General features: G+C 35.6%; 21 protein-coding genes. 8 read left to right on the forward strand and 13 right to left on the reverse strand.

The features are described 5' to 3' along the window. The first annotated feature begins 5 nt into the window (after positions 1–5). The 5 genes from AAGD93_RS04735 (at position 6) to AAGD93_RS04755 (ending at position 6,180) form a co-directional block, all read left to right on the forward strand. Positions 6–824, forward strand: a complete 819-nt coding sequence (locus AAGD93_RS04735; protein ID WP_341819188.1) for an ankyrin repeat domain-containing protein — start codon at positions 6–8, stop codon at positions 822–824. 501 nt (positions 825–1,325) lie between these two features. Then, positions 1,326–3,821 carry a DNA mismatch repair protein MutS gene (gene mutS, locus AAGD93_RS04740; protein ID WP_341819915.1) on the forward strand — a complete coding sequence of 832 codons (2,496 nt, stop codon included), beginning with the start codon at positions 1,326–1,328 and terminating at the stop codon, positions 3,819–3,821. A gap of 710 nt (positions 3,822–4,531) precedes the next feature. Then, a complete protein-coding gene (locus tag AAGD93_RS04745) occupies positions 4,532–4,666 on the forward strand; it encodes a hypothetical protein (protein ID WP_265026831.1) in 135 nt (44 codons plus the stop codon). Between the two features lie 37 nt (positions 4,667–4,703). Further along, a complete protein-coding gene (locus AAGD93_RS04750; RefSeq protein ID WP_010962422.1) occupies positions 4,704–5,882 on the forward strand; it encodes a ribonuclease D in 1,179 nt (392 codons plus the stop codon). Between the two features lie 175 nt (positions 5,883–6,057). Beyond that, positions 6,058–6,180 (forward strand): hypothetical protein, encoded by a 123-nt coding sequence (locus tag AAGD93_RS04755; protein WP_341819189.1) that lies wholly within the window; start codon positions 6,058–6,060, stop codon positions 6,178–6,180. A 180-nt stretch (positions 6,181–6,360) separates the two neighbouring features. Here the strand turns inward: AAGD93_RS04755 and coaE are convergent, their stop codons facing one another. Continuing rightward, complete coding sequence (coaE, locus tag AAGD93_RS04760; protein ID WP_182319052.1) at positions 6,361–6,948, reverse strand: dephospho-CoA kinase; 588 nt, start codon at positions 6,946–6,948, stop codon at positions 6,361–6,363. 140 nt (positions 6,949–7,088) lie between these two features. Continuing rightward, positions 7,089–7,214 (reverse strand): hypothetical protein, encoded by a 126-nt coding sequence (locus tag AAGD93_RS04765; RefSeq protein WP_341819190.1) that lies wholly within the window; start codon positions 7,212–7,214, stop codon positions 7,089–7,091. Between the two features lie 144 nt (positions 7,215–7,358). Between AAGD93_RS04765 and AAGD93_RS04770 the strand changes: the two genes are divergently transcribed. Then, entirely contained in the window at positions 7,359–8,762 is a 1,404-nt protein-coding gene (locus tag AAGD93_RS04770) for an NAD(P)H-dependent flavin oxidoreductase (protein ID WP_182365528.1), read from the forward strand. Positions 8,763–9,232: 470 nt separating this feature from the next. Here the strand turns inward: AAGD93_RS04770 and AAGD93_RS04775 are convergent, their stop codons facing one another. From AAGD93_RS04775 to AAGD93_RS04795, 6 genes are all read right to left on the reverse strand, one after another. Continuing rightward, positions 9,233–9,364, reverse strand: coding sequence for a hypothetical protein (locus AAGD93_RS04775; RefSeq protein ID WP_341819191.1), 132 nt, complete (start codon positions 9,362–9,364; stop codon positions 9,233–9,235). Between the two features lie 15 nt (positions 9,365–9,379). After that, positions 9,380–10,239 (reverse strand): IS630 family transposase gene (locus tag AAGD93_RS04780; protein ID WP_341819182.1). Its coding sequence is split into 2 segments (ribosomal slippage): positions 9,380–9,915 and positions 9,915–10,239, totalling 861 coding nucleotides; the frame shifts between segments, so codons are not numbered across the junction. Between the two features lie 33 nt (positions 10,240–10,272). Beyond that, positions 10,273–10,473, reverse strand: a complete 201-nt coding sequence (locus tag AAGD93_RS07690; protein WP_410529884.1) for an IS3 family transposase — start codon at positions 10,471–10,473, stop codon at positions 10,273–10,275. Continuing rightward, a complete protein-coding gene (locus AAGD93_RS04785) occupies positions 10,463–11,077 on the reverse strand; it encodes an IS3 family transposase (RefSeq protein ID WP_341819903.1) in 615 nt (204 codons plus the stop codon). The genes AAGD93_RS07690 and AAGD93_RS04785 overlap by 11 nt, the downstream gene beginning before the upstream one ends. Positions 11,078–11,098: 21 nt before the next feature. Beyond that, positions 11,099–11,392 (reverse strand): transposase, encoded by a 294-nt coding sequence (locus AAGD93_RS04790; protein ID WP_341819192.1) that lies wholly within the window; start codon positions 11,390–11,392, stop codon positions 11,099–11,101. Positions 11,393–11,855: 463 nt separating this feature from the next. Beyond that, on the reverse strand, positions 11,856–13,376 hold the full coding sequence (locus tag AAGD93_RS04795) for an HlyD family type I secretion periplasmic adaptor subunit (RefSeq protein ID WP_174525401.1): 1,521 nt from the start codon (positions 13,374–13,376) through the stop codon (positions 11,856–11,858). 266 nt (positions 13,377–13,642) lie between these two features. Between AAGD93_RS04795 and fabG the strand changes: the two genes are divergently transcribed. Together fabG and AAGD93_RS04805 are read left to right on the forward strand one after the other, a co-directional pair. Further along, positions 13,643–14,377, forward strand: coding sequence for a 3-oxoacyl-[acyl-carrier-protein] reductase (gene fabG, locus AAGD93_RS04800; RefSeq protein WP_341819193.1), 735 nt, complete (start codon positions 13,643–13,645; stop codon positions 14,375–14,377). A gap of 94 nt (positions 14,378–14,471) precedes the next feature. Further along, positions 14,472–14,807, forward strand: coding sequence for a TrbC/VirB2 family protein (locus AAGD93_RS04805; RefSeq protein WP_182366904.1), 336 nt, complete (start codon positions 14,472–14,474; stop codon positions 14,805–14,807). A gap of 28 nt (positions 14,808–14,835) precedes the next feature. Here AAGD93_RS04805 and AAGD93_RS04810 read toward each other — a convergent pair whose 3' ends face one another. The 5 genes from AAGD93_RS04810 to atpH form a co-directional block, all read right to left on the reverse strand. Continuing rightward, a complete protein-coding gene (locus tag AAGD93_RS04810; protein WP_341819194.1) occupies positions 14,836–16,116 on the reverse strand; it encodes a M48 family metalloprotease in 1,281 nt (426 codons plus the stop codon). A 71-nt stretch (positions 16,117–16,187) separates the two neighbouring features. Continuing rightward, a complete protein-coding gene (gene ribB, locus AAGD93_RS04815) occupies positions 16,188–16,832 on the reverse strand; it encodes a 3,4-dihydroxy-2-butanone-4-phosphate synthase (protein WP_007549343.1) in 645 nt (214 codons plus the stop codon). A gap of 6 nt (positions 16,833–16,838) precedes the next feature. Continuing rightward, entirely contained in the window at positions 16,839–17,333 is a 495-nt protein-coding gene (gene greA, locus AAGD93_RS04820; protein WP_007549342.1) for a transcription elongation factor GreA, read from the reverse strand. Positions 17,334–17,342: 9 nt separating this feature from the next. Beyond that, complete coding sequence (gene atpA, locus AAGD93_RS04825; RefSeq protein WP_341819195.1) at positions 17,343–18,884, reverse strand: F0F1 ATP synthase subunit alpha; 1,542 nt, start codon at positions 18,882–18,884, stop codon at positions 17,343–17,345. After that, entirely contained in the window at positions 18,881–19,441 is a 561-nt protein-coding gene (gene atpH / locus AAGD93_RS04830) for an ATP synthase F1 subunit delta (protein WP_341819196.1), read from the reverse strand. The genes atpA and atpH overlap by 4 nt, the downstream gene beginning before the upstream one ends. Positions 19,442–19,461 lie beyond the last annotated feature (20 nt).

Genomic DNA, 19,461 nt, shown 5'->3' on the forward strand with positions numbered 1-19,461 from the left:
ATAGCATGACTGGTGACAATAACAGAAAAACTTTACAATCGATAATTACTAGCGAAAATAACAGTATAAATAGAGTTGGAAAGTTAAAAGATTTCCTTAAACAAAACAAAGAAATAACTATTAATAAAGACACATTTGCATGTGCTTTACGATGCCCAAAAACTACAAAGGAAGCGATAGTACACGAAATTCTGCTTCATTTTATACAAAATCCTGGCGAGCAATCACTAGAACAAGTAATACAATACTTAGATGGAGCAATACAATCTAGGATATATGCAAAAAACAACCCAATAAGAAATCTAGATGAAGAATTTCGTACTCATATAAACTTTAAAGATGAAGAGGGAAATACATTACTACATCATGCAGTTATAGGTAATAAAACTGAAGAAATAACCACCCTTCTTGTTACATATAGTGCAAATCCTTTGATACAAAACGCGGATAATAAAATTCCTTCAGATTTAGCTCAAGGAAAAACAAAAGAAGTACTTATTAAAAGTATGAAAAAACAAGCTAATACGAAAAAAGAAAGCGCTATGGTAGGCAGTTTGGTGCCTGGCATAATGATTGGTGGTTTTCTTGGTGTTGTACTTGGAGCTGGTGTGTATGTTGCAGTAAGTCTTTCTGGTGGTATGATACTAGGTGTAATGATAGCATCTGTTCTTGTTGCTAGTATAGCTGTTGGGCTGGCCATGTATTTTTTGAGTCAAGACTATGAACAGGCTAAAGCGATAGAAAAAACTATTAGCACTGTTAGCTCTGAAATATCTGTTGATGATACAACTGCCGCTAATAAAAATAATAAAGAAGGGCCATAACTTACATATAGCTGACCCAAGCAACACGTCATACCGCGATTCATTCGCGGTATAGATTCCGCTAACTAGTAGCGGAATGACGAATGTGTCGTTTTTCAAATTGTCGTAAGTCACTTTAGCTATAATACACACAAGGAGGGTGTCATCCCAGCGCCCCTATGATGTCATCCCAGTGCTTGACACTGGGATCCAGAAAAGTTTGCTTGTGAACAAGCAAACTAGCATGGAAAGTAGCTGATCTTACACTAAATGAATGTTTTTGATGAGGTTGCATAGAAGCTGGATTCCAGCGTCACGCGCTGGAATGACAACTGCGTTTTTTGTTTTTTTGTCATCAAATACTCCTACTCTTTATGTCATCCAAGTGTCCTGACTACTTGGATCCAAGAAATTTAATTGTTTTAAATTTTTCCCTCTATACACCTATTTAAAATTTATGTTATCCACATGTGCAATATAATCTATAATAACGTTTATCAATACAATATATTAAAAAATATTATGAGCTTCGTAAAAGAAAAAAACACCCCTGTGATGGAGCAGTATTTGAACCTGAAAGCTCAATACAAAGATCATCTGCTATTTTATAGGCTAGGAGATTTTTATGAATTGTTTTTCGATGACGCTATTAAAGCTGCGAAATTGCTGAATATAGTGCTCACTAAGAGAGGTAATTCGTGTGGGCAAGAAATACCAATGTGTGGAGTGCCAGCACACAGTAGTGAGTCTTACCTGCACAAGCTAATAGATTTAGGATTCAAAGTAGCAATCTGTGATCAATTAGAAACTGCTGATGAAGCAAAAAAGAGGGGCTATAAATCCATAGTAAAACGTGATGTAGTGCGAGTTGTAACTCCAGGTACAATTATAGAAGATTCACTACTGGAGGATAAAAGCAATAATTATCTCGCGTCCATAGTTGAACAAAATGACGAATATGCTATTAGTTGGCTTGAATTATCAACGGGAAAATTTTTTCACACTTTAACGAGTTTGAAAGCTCTAGATAGTGATTTATTGCGTATATCACCAAGAGAATTATTAATTTCTGAAAAATTCACTGAGGACGAAAAAATTAGATCGATTTTAAAAAATTATAAAATATCAATTACGCAACACGCACAGAGCTTTTTTGAGTATAGTAAATCTCACAGAACATTATGCGAGTTTTATAAAATCAGGGAACTTGGGAGTATAGGAAATTTCAGCAAAGTAGAAATCATGGCGTGTGGTACACTGCTTGAATATGTCAGAGTAACACAAAGGGGCTCCATTCCAAGGCTTGAATTCCCAAAAACCTATAAGCAACAAAATTTCATGCTTATTGATGCTTCAGCAAGGAGAAATCTTGAGTTGTTTTCAACTCAATTTGGTGAAAAGAAATGTTCACTAATTTCAGTTATTGATCATACAGTTACAGCTTCTGGTGGACGCCTGCTCAAACAAATGCTCGCTTCACCCCTTGCTTGCTCCAAGGCAATCAATTTGAGGCTCAGCACCGCTCAATTTTTTGTAAATAATCATGAGCCACGCAGAAAAATACGAGAGATATTATCTAACATTCCGGATATTGAAAGGTCTTTATCGCGCTTAATACTAGGGCGTGGTTCACCAAAGGATATGAACCTATTGAAAATAGGCCTAGGAAAGACTTTAGAATTGTCTGAGTTCTTATGTAAAATTGAATCAGGTGAAAATGGATCTCTCCCACAACAATATGTCATCCAAACTGAGATCCAGCCAGCGTCACGCGCTGGAATGACAGTAAAATCAGACGAGAGTGAACTAAGCACAATACATAAAAGCCTTGGCAATCATAAAGACCTATTTGAACTGTTAAATAGTGCTATACTCGATAATAACCTCAGTTCCGTGAAAGAAGGAGGATTTATTCACTCAAAATACAACTCAGAATTATCTGAGTTATCCTACATATTAAATAATAGTAATAAACTAATAACCAAACTCCGTGAATCTTATCGCGACCTAACTGGCATTGCCGCACTCAAAATATTACACAACAACATACTTGGTTATTACGTTGAAGTGTCGGCAAATCACAAAATAACTTCGGATATATTTATTCATAGGCAAAGCTTAGCAAATAGCATGCGCTACACTACTAATGAATTGAAAGAACTAGAAAATAAAATTCTTACGGCACGTGATGCTGCAATCGGCTTAGAAATGAAAATTTTTAGTGAACTGTGTAGTGAAGTCGCTAAAGAATCTGAAAAAATTGCTCTTGCTGCAAATGCTTTGGCAAAACTTGATATTAGAACCGCATTTGCAGAGCTTGCAGTGCAAAATAATTACGTAAAACCCATTATTGATGACAGCAAAGAGTTCAATATCTGTAGCGGAAGACATCCAGTGGTTGAAGTTAACGATAAATTCATTGCAAATAGCATCAATTTAGCTGGTATACATCTAATTACTGGTCCTAATATGGCTGGAAAAAGCACTTTCTTGAGGCAAAACGCTCTCATTGCAATTTTAGCTCACATGGGGTCATTTGTGCCAGCAGAGAGTGCACATATTGGAGTGATTGACAAGATATTCAGCAGGGTTGGCGCAACGGATAATATAACATCTGGTTATTCTACCTTCATGGTAGAGATGATCGAAACAGCAACGATAGTAAATCAGGCAACGGACCGTTCCTTGGTGATACTTGATGAAATTGGTAGGGGCACAGGGGTGTATGATGGATTATCTATTGCACAGGCGGTGATTGAACATATTCACAATGTAAATAAGTGCCGCGCCATTTTTGCAACTCATTATCATGAATTAACTAAAGTAAGCAAATACTTGAAGAACGTGAAATGTTTTTGTGTAAAAATAAGAGAGTGGAACGGAGAGGTTATTTTTCTACATGAAGTAATTGAAGGCATTGCAGATGAGTCATATGGAATACATGTAGCAAAACTTGCTGGTTTTCCTGATTCTGTTTTAAATAGAGCAAGTGAAGTGTTTGAGGAGCTGAAGGCTTGAATCATTATTATAAGTGAAGAATTACCTATACAATCGTGGTAGTAGCTATAGAAACGAAAAACTTACTTGACACCCTTCGCCAGCGCCCTTATCATGATAGTGAAGCTATTGTATTTGCTTTCGCCAATCTGCAGATTAAAAGGTAAGGATTACTTAATGTATCGGCGTCTTATGTTGAATTTTTTGCAGTATATAGATACTGTATGTCTTTACAAAACTTCATCTACATCTAGATTTTTATCTAAATAAGCTGAACGCGCTTATAAAGCGTTACAAGACATCAAAAAATGCCAATACTCGACAGAGATAGTAAAAGACTAGCTAACTCGGGGATTCTTTGTCTTTTTTTCTGCTTAGTAAATTTCTTAAACATTTGCAGCGTAAGTTAGTTGCAATTAAAAGCAGCTTAATCTTGCTTGTCAAGCGTTTAAAACATAAAAAACGCCAATATTTTAAAGCGGATAATAACCCCAGGGCTTCTTTTGCCTTTTTTTTATTTGGTAAATTTCTTAATATTTATAGCTAAACGACAATCGTCATCCCGCTACTTGTTAGCGGGATCTAGAGATACCGCGGCGGTATGACGTAGGACTGCTGTCATCCCAGTGCTCCTTTTTTTGTCATCCCAGTCTGGGATCTATTTTGCATGTAACTCCAATTGTGTTTTGGCATAAAACGCGACGCGTATTAGACTTATTTGCAAGCAAAGCTTGCTAGATCCAAGTAGTCAGGGCACTGGGATGACAGGAGAAGGAAGCACTGGGATTGGGATGGAAAAGGCTATTTGTGTGATGCCAATGAGTGATAGAAAGTCCTACAATAAGTCATTAATTGCAAAAATTTAATATAAATTATAAAATAAATCCACTGAATAAAAAATATATGCTAATTAGTACAACATCAGAACTGGAGAATACATGTGAAGAGTTAATAGCAAAAAAGCCGAAATTTATAGCAGTTGACACGGAGTTCATTAGAAATAATTTAATCTACTACCCAAAATTATCGTTAATTCAAATTTCTTACGGAGAGAAGAGTTTTATTGTAGACGCATTAGTGCCAGAAATTGATTTATCATTCATTAAGAAAATAATGCTAAATCAGGGGATAACCAAAGTGTTTCATAGCTGCCGGCAGGATATAGAATCCTTACTCACTGTGTTTAAATGTATTCCCACTCCCATTTTTGATACCCAAGTTGCTGCTATGTTTTGTCATTATTATCATGACTTTATTGGTTACTCAAAAGTAGTGGAGCAATATCAAGGAATAGCACTGGATAAAATTAAAGCTAAAAATTCAGATTGGTTAAGGCGTCCGTTGTCCGAAGATCAGTTAGATTATGCAGTAAACGACGTGGTACACCTATATGACCTATACCAAATATTGTGCAATAAACTTGAAGAAAATAATAGGATGGGTTGGTTTCAAGAAGAGATGGAATCAATAGTTGATATAAATAAGTATTTACATAGCCCAAAAGATGCATGGAAGAGGATTAAATTTAATTATGAAGTAAATCCAAGATTGATACTAACTGTTAAAGCAGTTAGTGAGTGGCAAGAAACCTTAGCACAGCGCTATAATATGAACCGTAATAAAATAATCAATAATGCTGTAATAGCTGATTTTATTGAAAAAAATGTAGAGCATGTTGATGAGATTTTAGATGATCTCAAGAGGAATACAAAAAATATAAAAGATGCGGATTTACTAGAGTTTGTGAATATTTTTAATGAAAATGAGAGAAATTGGATGCAGCAAAACAACACCTTATCGAGTAATTATGACAAATCTGTACTTGATATACTCTCAATTATTTTAGATAGTAAATGTAAAGAAAGTAACATATCAAGGAAATTAGTTTCTTCAAAAGATGAGTTAACCGGGTCAATATCTGGACAGACAGATAAATTATTCAAGGGATGGAGATATGATTTTTTTGGCAGGTCAGTTGAATCATTTTTGAACACAAGCTCAAAATTTGAGATTTCAGCAGTGAAATCCGCAAATAATATAACCAAAATTCAGAGTAATTTAGTGGAGAATAACTGTTGCTAAAGTAACTTAGATTTATCGACAATCGTCATCCCGCTACGTGTTAGTGGCTAAGAGATACCGCGGCGGTATGACGGTTAAGTAGGGTGTCATCCCAGTGCCCAGACACTGGGATCCAGGAAAATTGATTGTAAACGAGCAAACATTTTCGATAAAATTACCAAAAAGCTAGATCCCAGTGTCTGGGCACTGGGATGACACCATAGGGGGCTACTTGGATGACAGGAGAAGGAGGCTACTTAGAGGACTAAAAAAGGATGTCATTCCAGTGCTTGACACTGGAATCCAGTTTTCCATATAATCTCATCGAAAGCGTTGTAACCACTTTCCGTGCTAGTTTACAAGCAAACTTTCCTGGATCCCAGACTGGGATGACACCATTATAGAGTGAACCAGTGTCAACTTAGGATGACACCCTGACAACCGTCATCCCGCTGCTTGTTAGCGGGATCTAGAGATACCGCGGCGGTATGACGTAGAGCTACGTGTTTAGGTTTAATGAATCCACTATTTTTTTTACTTGAGAAAAAACATACTCTTTGCTTACACTGGTATCGATAATAAAGTCACTCATCTTCCTTTTCTCCTCAATAGATAACTGAACATTGAAGATTAAATTTAGCTTTTCTTTATCTATGTTGCGTTCGTTGAGTCTTTGAGCTTGCACAACGCTATCTGCATGGACGAAAACAATAAGGTTGCAATATAAATAGAATTTTGTTTCTAATAGAAGCGGCACATCTAAAACTAAAAGCTTTCTATCGATCTTTTTTTCCTTAGCAATAAAAAATTCTAATTCACGCAGCACAGCAGAGTGAACCAAAGATTGAAATTGTTTCCAATTTTCATCATAGGCTAAGAAATATTTAGACAGTACTGTTCTATCTATTTCACCATTTACTACCACTCCAGGAAAATTTTTTTCTACATAACTTATTATGCTTTTATCCACTCTATAAAGTTGGTGTACAACAGAATCAGCATCAAACACAGCAGCACCAAACTCTTGAAAGCAATTAGTTACAAAGCTCTTTCCTACCCCAATTCCGCCTGTTAGACCTATAATCATATAGCAAAATACATAGTTGATTAGACTTCTTTCGAAACTATAGCTAAGGTTTCTCTATATATATTAACTAGATTCTCTAGATCCCAGTGTCAAGCACATAACTATACGAACATTTATTTGCGAAGGCAGTGTGTTAAATGTTATAGCCGATTTTGCCTCAAACACAAAGATGTCATCAAAGTAGCCCAGACTACTTGGATCCAGGAAAATTGATTGTGCACTATAGCAGCATTTTTGATCAAAAACTGGATTCCAGTGTCAAGCACTGGAATGACATCCTTCCGGTGGGAACTGCTCTCAAACTACAACAGCGTGAGTAGCTATAGAAGCTTTAATGATACAAGAAAAAATAAACAGCTATCATTTTTTTAGTAATTAAGTAAAATAGAGTGAAAGATTGCGAGGAAGTTTTGAAAAATAAGATAAAAAAGATAGTAATTTCAGGAAAGGAAGTGTGGCCAATCATCGAGGGCGGCAAAGGCATTGCAGTTAGTGATGGAAGATCAAGCGGAGCATTTGCTGCAGCAGATGCTGTGGGTACATTTTCTGGTGCAAATGCTAAGCTTATTGATGATAATGGCGAGTTAGTGCCACTAATTTATAAAGGCAAAACAAGAAATGAAAAGCATAGTGAATTGATTGAGTATAGTATTGAAGCTGGAATTAGTCAGGCAAGAATAGCAAATGAAATATCAAAAGGTCATGGAAGAATACACATGAATGTACTTTGGGAGATGGGAGCAGCAGAACGCGTGCTTCATGGCATATTAGAAGGAGCGAAAGGTTTGATTCATGGTATTACCTGCGGTGCTGGTATGCCTTATAGGCTTGGAGAAATTGCAGCTAAATATCAGGTTTATTATTACCCTATTATCTCATCGGTGCGTGCTTTTAAAGCATTATGGAAGCGTGCTTACCAAAGAATATCTTCCTATTTGCTTGGTGGAGTAGTGTATGAAGATCCATGGCTTGCTGGAGGGCACAATGGACTGAGTAACAGTGAAGACCCAGAGCTACCACAGGCTCCATTTGAAAGAGTTGCAGAGCTTAGATCTTTCATGAACGAGATCGGTCTTTCAGAAACACCAATTGTTATGGCAGGAGGAGTGTGGCATTTGAAAGATTGGGAACATTGGTTTGACAATCTGCAAATTGGACCAATAGCTTTTCAGTTTGGCACTCGTCCACTTTTGACGAAAGAAAGCCCAATTTCTGCAGAGTGGAAAAAGAAGCTACTCACTTTAGAAGAAGGTGATGTATTTTTAAATAAATTCAGTCCAACAGGGTTTTACTCATCTGCAGTAAAAAATAACTTCATACGTGAGTTGCAGGAACGGAATTCACGTCAAATAAAGTTTTCAGAAAATGCTAGCGAAGAATTTAATAATGAATTTGCAATGGGTAGCAGAGGTAGAAAGATCTACCTTACTGCAAAAGACAAAGAACTGGCAAATACATGGACTAAAGCAGGGTATACAGAAGCAATGAAAACTCCAGATACAACTGTTATTTTTGTGACGCCAGGCAGGTTTGCAGAGATAAGACAAGATCAAATCAATTGTATGGGATGCTTAAGTCATTGTTTGTTTAGCAATTGGAAAGATCATGGTGACCATTCAACAGGACGAAAGCCAGATCCGCGTAGTTTTTGCATACAAAAAACACTGCAAAACGTTATACACGATGGTGATATTGAGAACGAACTCATGTTTTCCGGGCACAATGTGTACAAATTTAAGCAAGATCCATTTTATGAGAATGGCTACGTACCGGCAGTAAAAGAACTGGTGGAAAGGATATTGACTGGGTATTGAGTCAGCAGTGGCCTGAAAAGTCCATTTTTCACTTTATAAAATGTTTATATTTTACTACCTACTTTATTTAAATAAGTTCTTCTGCCACACTTGAACGAATATCAAAAAAGATTGAATATTTGTATAGAATAGTGTATAATTATTAATCTTTTCTCAGTATTTTTACTATGGCTTTATCTAAGTTTCTCGACCCTAAGCTGGATTTAACCTTCAAAAAAATATGTAGGGTCGAGAACTGGCGCGCCTACTTTAGGGTTTGGTGGCTGATCCATTGTTTTCACAATAGGCCTCAATCCAAATTCCCATGTTAACGTTTCCAGCTCCCGCCTCGTCAAACGCAGCATCCGCACTACGCTTTCCTAGCAGATTCTTTACCAAAGTTTATAACATATTGTGCTGGTGATGCTTTCGGTTTGTAATACCTTATTCTGTAGTCTGAATATAGACCCAGCGTTTTGTATATCCATTCGCTACTCCACTTCTTCCAACCAAACCCTTTCTGACCTTACCCAGAAAAAGTGGAGAGAAAGTTTGGAATGTTTTTCACAAAGAGAATGATGAATTAAAATGCTCAGGAATGCAATAGTTATAGCATTTCTCATAATAGTCCGAACAGGTCATAGGAAGGCAGAATCAACAGCACGACGAAAGGATTCGAATAGAGGAATGTTTTTCCTGGCTCTGTTTTTTATAGCAAACCAATGATGCTCAATTTTGTTGAAATCTGGAGAATAAGGCGGCAGATACAAAATTTCTGCACCAACCCCTTTAGCAAGCTCGATAATCTTATCAGACTTATGAAAAGTAGCATTGTCAAGAATGACAGTCTGTCCAGGTTCCAAGATCGGTGTCAAAAATTGCTCAAACCATCCATTAAAAACATCCATATTACAGTGGCCTTCAAAGGTTAACGGAACAACTATCTTTCTTCCACTTAAGGCTGCAACCATACTGATTCGTTGAGTTTTCTTTCCAGATTTTAAGGCATAAAACCGCTGTCCTTTCTGGCAATATCCGTAGGGGTAGTCTTCGGTGTTATCAATGCCAGACTCATCTATATACACTAAGTTTTTAGGTTCTTTTGTCGCTATAATTTTCAAAAATTCAGCACGTTTTTCTTCGTTTCTTTCCTTGTATCCATATGTCTTTTTTTGCGCGTAAATCCAATTTTTTTAAGGGCTCGATAGATCGTTTGGATACTAACGTTGTTCCAAAGTTTAGCCATTTCCGATAGAGTCTTTCCTCCGTGTTCTCTGGCAAATTTGGCAAAGGTATCCCAGTCGGTAATTTTGTGATTGTAACCCCCATTTCCAAGTTTTTTTGATTGAAAGTCTCCTGTTTCTTTTCTTCTTTGCTGCCACTCCCATAAAGTAGTTCGTCCAATCTTAAATCTTGCTGCCACTGTTTCTCTGCTTTCTCCTTCGTCTAGCGCTTCCATTCCTTTTTTTCTTAAATCATAACTATATGCTGCTGGCATTCAACCTCCTTATCATCATCTATCCTTATCCTATCACATCCGGACTTTTATGGAAAGAGCTATAATAGTGGAGTGTCTACGTTGTTTGTTATAAAAAATTTCTATATATTCAAATATAGCAGTTTTGATATGCTGTTTAGAGTGCCGAGAGGTGTCTATTGGTAACTCCCTTTTTAGAGAACTGAAGAAGCTTTCCACAACAGAATTGTCGTAACAACAACCTTTATGACTCATCTATGTTTTTTATGGATAAGAGATATTGATAACCTTGCGAAGTATATTGTGAACCTTGATCACTATGTAATAGTAGATTTTTGGCAGGTTTACGCTTGTTAACGGCCATTAATAAAGAGTCCATAACCAATTGTTTATTTATTGAACTGCTCATTGACCAGCCAACTACCATGCGTGAATATAGATCGATTATTGTTGCCAAATATAGCCATCCTTCTTTGGTTTTTATATAAGTAATATCAGTTACCCATACTTTATTTGGTTGATCGACAATAAAGTTTTGGTCTAATATATTGGGAGCTACGACTCTACTGTCCGTTTGTTGTTTCTTAATTTTAAATTTTCTTCTCAATATAGCCTGAATACCATTTTTCTGCATAATACTTTGCACTGTTTTTAAGTTGCAACTTTTACCCAAAGCCTTTAATTCAGCATGAATTTTAGGAGCTCCATATCTACATTTAGAAGCTTGATATATTTTTTGAATATCTGCTAATAACTCTTTATTTGCTGATTCTCTACTGCTTATTTTCCTTGTAGTCCACTTATAGTAGCCACTAGCAGAAAACCCTACATAATTCCTGCACTTTATAGTGTTTACTATGCTCTTTTATGAAAAAATATTTTACTCTTTTTGACTGGCAAAATATCCCAGGGCTTTTTTTAAAATGTCTCTTTCTCTTGTTACTTTTGCTAACTCTTTCTGTAAATCAAATCTCTCTTTGTCATAAGGTGTTACATCTGGAAATGCATTTGCCGCTGACTTTTTTTCGTTATTTTTCTTCATCCATTTTCCTAATACACTATCCCTTATTCCTAGATCTCTTGCTACTTTTGCAACTGGTTGACCTACCTTTCTTTGTTCATTTGCCAGCTTAACAGCTTCCAATTTGAATTCTGCCGTATATTCTCTTGCCATTTCTAATCCTCCAAAATTTTATTTTACCCGAAAAAACTCCTTTCTTTCTCTCCACTTTTTCTGGGTAAGGTCACCATAAATTTGGTGCTCTTTTTCAATCAAAGGTGTCTTGCTGTTTGAAATGTTTTCTTTGTAAAGATTTAGCTTATCTTTTACATCTAAACAGCATTAACACGATTTGCCTTTTTTTGGATGTAGAAATTTTCTAGGAATTGTTCTCTTAAACTCTATGGTATTTTGTTTAACATTCAAGCACGAGTCTTTTTGTCATTAACCTGCACAGATTGCAAAGATAAATAAATAGCTTCACTGTCATGATAAGGGGGCTGGCGGAGTTTGTCAAGGAAGTTTTTCGTTTCTACTGAATAACAATTGTGGCTTGGGAGGTGATGCAAGAAGCCTATTGTCTAATTATGTACCTAAATTTTATTACGGCACTTTCACTACTACTTTAACGAGTGAGCTACCTTTCTATAAAAGACCTATCGACTGTTGCAATTATAGGCGTAAACAAGAATGATAAAAGAGTACGAGATTGAGTAACTATGTACACTTCTGCTGGCATACCAGGGTATAGGTATACGTTTTTAAACTGAGCAAGCTCTGGTTTTGGTATCACTACACGTACTGAATAATAACGCCCTAGCCTTGGATCATCAAGGGCATCGGGAGAAATATTGCTTACTATACCATTAATTAAACTTAAACGACGTGCACTGTAAGCACTTAAACGAACTTTAACCTTTAGCCCTTCTAGCCCATCAATAGAGACTATGTTGCTATCTTTCTTTTGTGCTGACAGTATCTCTTCTATGTTTCTGGTCTGAATTTTAGCATCTATTATTAGGTCATCATCCGATGGCACTACGCTCATGATCGGAACTCCAGATTGTATAACACCACCTTCAGTATGGTATCTTATATCTGTGACTATCCCATCTTGAGGCGATTTAATTATTGTACGTGCTAATGAATCTTCAGCAACCATCAGTCTCTCTTTCAAGTCTGCAATAGACGTACTAACTTCCTTAAGTTCAGCATTTGCTCTTTCTTGAGAATCATTTCTCACGTTTATAATTTCTAATTCGTTCTCTCCAATTTTTTGCTGCACTTGAGATATTGCAGAACGGTAATGTCCAACTCTGCCTTCAATTTCAGCAAACTGCTTTTCTAAAGCTAAAATGTGTGGTTTGCTTATATGGCCACTATCAAGTAATTGTCTTTTTGTTTCCAACTCCTCAGTTATCAAGTCATATTGCTTATGAGCTGCATTTAGTTGAAAGTTTAGCCCCGCTAATTCATCATTTAACTGCTTTATACGTTGTTGCAGTATGTCTGTTTTTCCCAATATGCTCTTTCTCTGAGAGTTGAACAACTTTACTTGATTCTTTATCGCTTTATTTACAAGTTCATCGTGAGATAATTTTTTAACCTCATCAGGAAACTCGAGCGTGTCCAAATCTACTCTGATTGCAAGAAGCCTTGCTTCTGTTGCTAAAAATGATAAGAGCTTCTCTTTGATGATACTTAAATTCGCCTTCTCGTTAACATCACTCAACAAAACTAGAGGCTCATCTTTTTTAACTGCTTGACCCTCTTTTACTAAAATTTTGCTTATTATTCCTCCGCCCAAGTGTTGAACTATTTTTCTATTTGAAGATACAATAACTTCTCCACTTGCATGCACCGCACCGTCAATTGGAGCTATAGCCGACCAAATACCACCTATCCCAAAAAAGATGAGTATTACTACCAGACCAAAAAATAGTGGTCCCCATGTTACTTTCAGGACTTCATTTACGTTATTACTTTCGCGTTTTAAAATAAAATTTATCATCGCATCAATCAATGCGAACGTCTTATCCAAAAACTTTGGGTACTTCTTCTTTTTATTTTTTGCTCCTTGCATATTTATATTATCACTATGGCCAATCAGGCCTGTCAAAGAAAATCCAGTGCTAAGCTTTTTCAACTTACTTATCATAATACTACTGTGAATTTGTGTTAACTCAAGATAACACACAAAAACAAAGAATCTATAATTTAAGCATTCCATTTAGACTGTAGAGCACCAGAATAAACTATTTAGTAACAATTCCTGCATCAACTATGTTTTTAAAATTTTTTGACGTTTAACTTTATTATAACTTTTCCTTTATTTTGTGAATATCTGAGTTACTTATATTATGTAAGAAATCTATTGCCAACTAGTCAATATTCTGTTAGGAATTAAGATAATATAAAGTTATTATGTTTGGATTGGAAAGCAGAAAGTTCCTGATCACTGGCGCATCAGGCGGAATAGGGCAAGCAATTGTAAAAATTATGCACAAAGCCGAAGCAACTTTATGTATTTCTGGCACAAAAAAAGAAGTGCTCGAAGAAGTTGCTAAACAATATGAAAAAAACATGCATGTACTCCCTTGTGATTTATCAAATGCTGAGGAAGTAAATCAACTAATAAATAGAGCAAGTGAGCTGATGGAAGGCTTTGACGGGCTCGTATGCAATGCGGGTATTACGCGAGACAGTTTATTATTGAGAATGACAGATGAAGCATGGCAAAAAGTAATTGATATTAACTTGAGCTCTACATTTAAGCTGAGTAGAGAAGCATGCAGAAAACTAATTAAGAATAATTGGGGAAGAATTATAAATATTTCCTCAATAATAGGGCTGACAGGAAACGCCGGGCAAGCAAATTATGCGGCGTCTAAAGCTGGAATAATAGCTATGAGCAAATCTATAGCAAAAGAAGTTGCAAGTCGTAATATAACAGTAAATTGTATTGCTCCTGGATTTATAGATACTAAAATGACTGAAGTTTTAAATGAAGGACAAAAGGGAAAAATATTAGATAATATTCCAATGAAAAGAATGGGAACAGGGGAAGAAATAGCAGCAGGGGTCTTGTTTTTAGCAAGTGATGAAGCAAAATATATAACAGGGCATGTGCTCAATATTAATGGTGGGTTATTTATGTAGCAACACTTATGTATGGACAAATTATAATTTTTACTTTAAAATAAAAAATGTGTAGGTTTAGGTTTACGTTAATTTATTACTTAGAGGCAAAAAAATGAGCTCTATAATAGGATTTTTTGGTGTCTTGTGTGTAGTATTGCTTTTCTCTTTCTCAGGTTACGCAGCTATCACTGGTCCTGATATGGATGATACAACACAAGTAATATGTAATATTATTGGGTATATTTGGGGTCTAGGTGGACCACTTATGACAGTAATATTTATTGGTGCAGCTTTGATGGCGATATTTGGTAGAATGCCTTGGCCTGCTCTTTTTGCTCTAGGCGTGTTTTGTGCTGTATTTTTTGGCGCTAAGACGATTATAATAAAAGTTATGCCCAATGTAAGCGATGAAGCAAAAGCTATGTTGGAAAAGTGTGGAAAGAAATAACCCATAAAAGTACAGAAATGCTTTTTTGTTATCCATTAAATCGCTTCATATCTTCAACTTGCAACAAATAAGGGCTATCTTTTGGTAAAGTTTTAACAGCTAGCTCAGCATATTTTGTAAATTGCTTTAAATCACCTTCAATACAAGCCTTTTTTGTCAAGGCAAAATAATGCATTGCCGTATCAGCTTCACATTTATATGCAATGCTTAAATACTTCCAGACAAAAGCGTTATTTGGTTCTACATTCAAAATCTGCTCCAGGTAAAAAATCGCCTTTTTTGCATCACCGTGTAATAATAAAGTATGAGATAATGCAAGTTTCACTAAATAACTGTTTTTCTCAGATAAATACCTAAGCGATTCCTCATACATTTTTATTGCTTCACTTAAATTTCCGGCCTTGTATAGCATTTCTGCTTTTAATTCATATAGGTATGGGTCATTGCGTGACTCTTGAATCAATGAATTAACTTTAGCAATAGCCTCTTCTATCTTTCCTTGCCTATAGCAAACTATAGTATTTACATACTCAGAATTATTTTCATATTTATTAGATAACACATGAATAGGAGCAAAGAAAGAGTCTAGCTTTGCAACCACACGCTCAAACTTTAGTAACTTATCCGCAAAAATTGGTTTTACGTTGTTTTTAACCTTATAATTTTGTACAGCAAATATGCGTTTCTCACTAAGTGGGTGAGTGCGGAAATATTCCTCGGTGTTCTCATGCTCAATACTTTTAAAATAATAAAAAATCTCTTTCATACCTGAATTATCATAGCTAGATTCATCAAGGTACCTTAAAGCATAGCTATCTGCTACACTTTCTTGCCCTTGAGAATAGTTAAAAAATAGCCTTGAACTGAACGCTACACCACTAAGCAAAATTGCACCAGCAACCTGAGGGTTAATGATAATACTAGAAACTAATCCTACCATATAACTAATCATTGCTATCGATTGAAAATAACCCATAGCACTACTCATTTGCAATATATGACCAGCAGATATGTGAGCAATCTCATGTGCTAATATACCAAGCAGGACATAAGGTTTAGCCGAATATTGTAAAAGTCCTAAATGAATGAAAATACTGTTATTGTTAATTACAAAAGCATTAATCGAATTGTCATTAATTATAAAAACTTTTATTTGCTCATGATCAATATCCGCAGCAGAAAATAAAGGTTGCGCTAGCTCTTTCACTATTGCTTCCACTTCACTATCTCTAATAATGTTAATAGAGTAAGCATTATTATAATATGCAAAAAAGAACAATAAGGTCAAAAACTTAGCAACTCTAAACATGAAAATTCTGTGCTTGTATAATTTATAGAAATTCTATATTTTAACACTTAAATTATACAAATTTATAAACGCTAGTTTAAATTTTTAACGTAACTGATAAGTTTGTCGATGGTAGTTAACTTAATTTTATGTTGTTCAGCAAATTTAAGTAACTGAGGTAAGCGCATCATAGAGCCATCATCATTCACTAATTCACAAATAACTGCTGAATGATCAAACCCTACTAACTTCGCCATTTCAACACTCGCTTCAGTATGACCAGCACGTTGTGCCACCCCACCTTTATGTGCAATTACAGGAAAAACATGACCTGGAGTTATGATGTCATCCTGAGTACCATCCTTGTTGATAGCAGCATGTATAGTTTTCGTTCTATCCTCTGCTGAAACACCGGTTGTAATGCCATAACGTGCATCAATTGATGTAGTAAATGCGGTATGATTTTCACCAATATTTTTCTTTTCCATGAAATTAAGGCCCAACCTTTTCATGTGAAATTTAGTCATTGCTAAGCAAACAACCCCTGTACCGTACCTAACCATAAAAGCCATATGTTCCGGCTTTATTTTCTCAGCTAAGACAATCAAATCGCCTTCATTTTCTCTATTTTCATCATCAACTAAAATGAATAATTTACCGGAACGAGCATCCTCTAATACATCTTCCACAGAAGAAATACCTGGTAGACTCATTGAAGCATAAGTGGCCTGTACCATAATAATTTACTTAAATTCAATCTTAACTATTTTATACAATTTCTCTCCATTTGGCACTGTCACTTCCACATATTCACCGACTTTTTTGCCGATTAAGGCACTCCCAAGTGGTGAACTAGTAGATATTAACTGCTTTGAAACATCAGCTTCATATTCGCCTACAACCTTATAAACATATTCCACTTCACCGTTATTATCACTTAACATGCTTAATGTCACAGTTGCACCAAACATTACTGAATCACCAGACAAATTTTTTACTTCTATTACTTCCGCATGTGAGAGCTTACTTTCTATCTCCATTATACGGCCTTCAATAAAACCTAACCTTTCCCGTGCTGCATGATACTCTGCGTTTTCAGACAAATCACCTTGATCACGAGCATCAGAAATAGCCTGTATCACAGAAGGTTTTTCTTCCTTTAATTTTTCAAGTTCGGCTTGCATATTCTCAAAACCTTCCCTCGTCATAGGAAATTTATTAATAATGGATGAAGCCATAATCACCACCTAAACGCAATTAAATTGAGTAACGAAATTACTCACAATGTTAAAAATATCACCTTTTATATCATCACTCATGTCATTTGACAACTTTTTTAAAACCCCAGGGTGTACAGTATGAAAATAATTAATAAGATCATGTTCAAATTTATTAATGTAACTTATTTGTATTTTACTTAACTGATTATATAGGTTAGAAAAAATATACATCAGCACTACTTGCTCTTCTATTGACATAGGTAAATGTTGTTTTTGCTTTAATAACTCGACAAGATATTTACCCTTATTCAAGGATAATTGAACACTAGCATCAAGATCAGAACCAAATTTTGCAAAATCTTCTAATTCTCTATACTGAGCTAAGCTTAGCTTTATAGAACCAGCAACTTTCTTCACAGACTTTAGTTGTGCAGCAGAACCAACCCGTGAAACTGACAAACCTATATTTACTGCAGGTCGAAATCCTTTATAAAATAATTCAGACTCAAGAAAGATCTGCCCATCGGTGATTGAAATAACATTTGTTGGCACATATGCAGATACATCACCAGCTTGAGTTTCGACAATTGGCAAAGCAGTTAAAGAACCCTGCCCTTTTTTATCAGACATTTTAGCAGCTCTTTCAAGCAAGCGAGAATGTACATAGAATATATCTCCAGGGTAAGCTTCACGACCAGGAGGACGTCTGAGCAATAAAGACATCTGCCTATATGCCACAGCATGCTTAGATAAATCATCATATATAATCAAACAATGCATTCCATTGTCACGGAAAAATTCCCCAATAGTGCAACCAGCATAAGGTGCTAAAAATTGCATAGGCGCGCAGTCAGATGCACTAGCCACAACTACAGTTGTATACTCTAATGCTCCGCTTTCTTTCAGCTTATTTACCACTTTTGCTACTGTTGAAATTTTTTGCCCAATAGCAACATAAACACAGTAAACTTTTTGATTTTCGTTTACCTCATCGTTAATCTTCTTCTGATTGATAATAGTATCAAGCGCAATAGTAGTTTTACCAATTTGTCTATCACCAATAATTAATTCACGCTGCCCTCTACCTATTGGAATTAGCAAATCTATAATTTTAATTCCTGTTTGCAGTGGCTCATACACAGACTTACGATCAATAATGCCTGGCGCTTTAGATTCTATATCCATTCTGTTTTTGGCTCTAATTTCCCCACCGTCGTCCATAGGATGGCCCAACGCATTTACAACTCTCCCTAACAATTCATGCCCTACAGGCACCTGCACAACATCACCACTACATTTTACAACGTCCCCTTCTTTCACATCACGGTCATTACCAAGCACAACTATTCCAGCCGTATCATGATCTAAATCGAGAACTATTCCTTCTACACCACTTGCAAAAAATACCTTTTCACCGAATTTTGCTTTTTCCAGCCCATAAACCAATGCGATACCATCTGTTACTGAAATTACTTCACCTATATTTTCCCGCTTTATAGGATTATCAAACGTCTCAACCTTTTCTCTTATTATACTTGCTATCTCAGAAACATTCATACTGTTCTTCATACAAAATTCCTTACTTTTAATATTTCCATTTTACTTAAGTCAACTAACCTATCCAAGTAACTTTTTAGCGAAGCATCGATCAAATTAAAACCATACCTAACTACGAAGCTACCTAGTATAGAACGGTCAACCACATTGCTTACTTTTATTATTTTACCAAGAAAGCTCAAAGATTCAGTAATTATTTTTATATCAGATTCCTTTAAAGTTTCTGCTGACTTTATAGTAATTTCGAATTCATTTTCATTTTCTCTTGCAAGACTTAAGAATTTTTCTAATATAAGGATCAATAAACTAGAGCGTTTATTTGCAAATATAACCATAATAAATTTTACTAAATTCTCACTCAAGTGCTCATTTATAGAAAGCATCACTTCTTTTTTGTGTGCAAAAGAAATCATAGGATGAGATAGGTACACAAAAACATCACGTTGATCCTTAAAAAAAGCCAACAAAAATTCTACTTCTTTCCTTATAATACCTAACCTGCTTCCTGAGACATGAAATAGCACTCTAGCGTAAGATGAAACTAAATTATTGTATTGGGTCTTTTTCATATTAAATCCAGTAAATCTAA

The organism is Wolbachia endosymbiont (group A) of Brachyopa scutellaris (genome assembly GCF_964026995.1).
Taxonomy (GTDB): Bacteria; Pseudomonadota; Alphaproteobacteria; order Rickettsiales; family Anaplasmataceae; genus Wolbachia; species Wolbachia pipientis.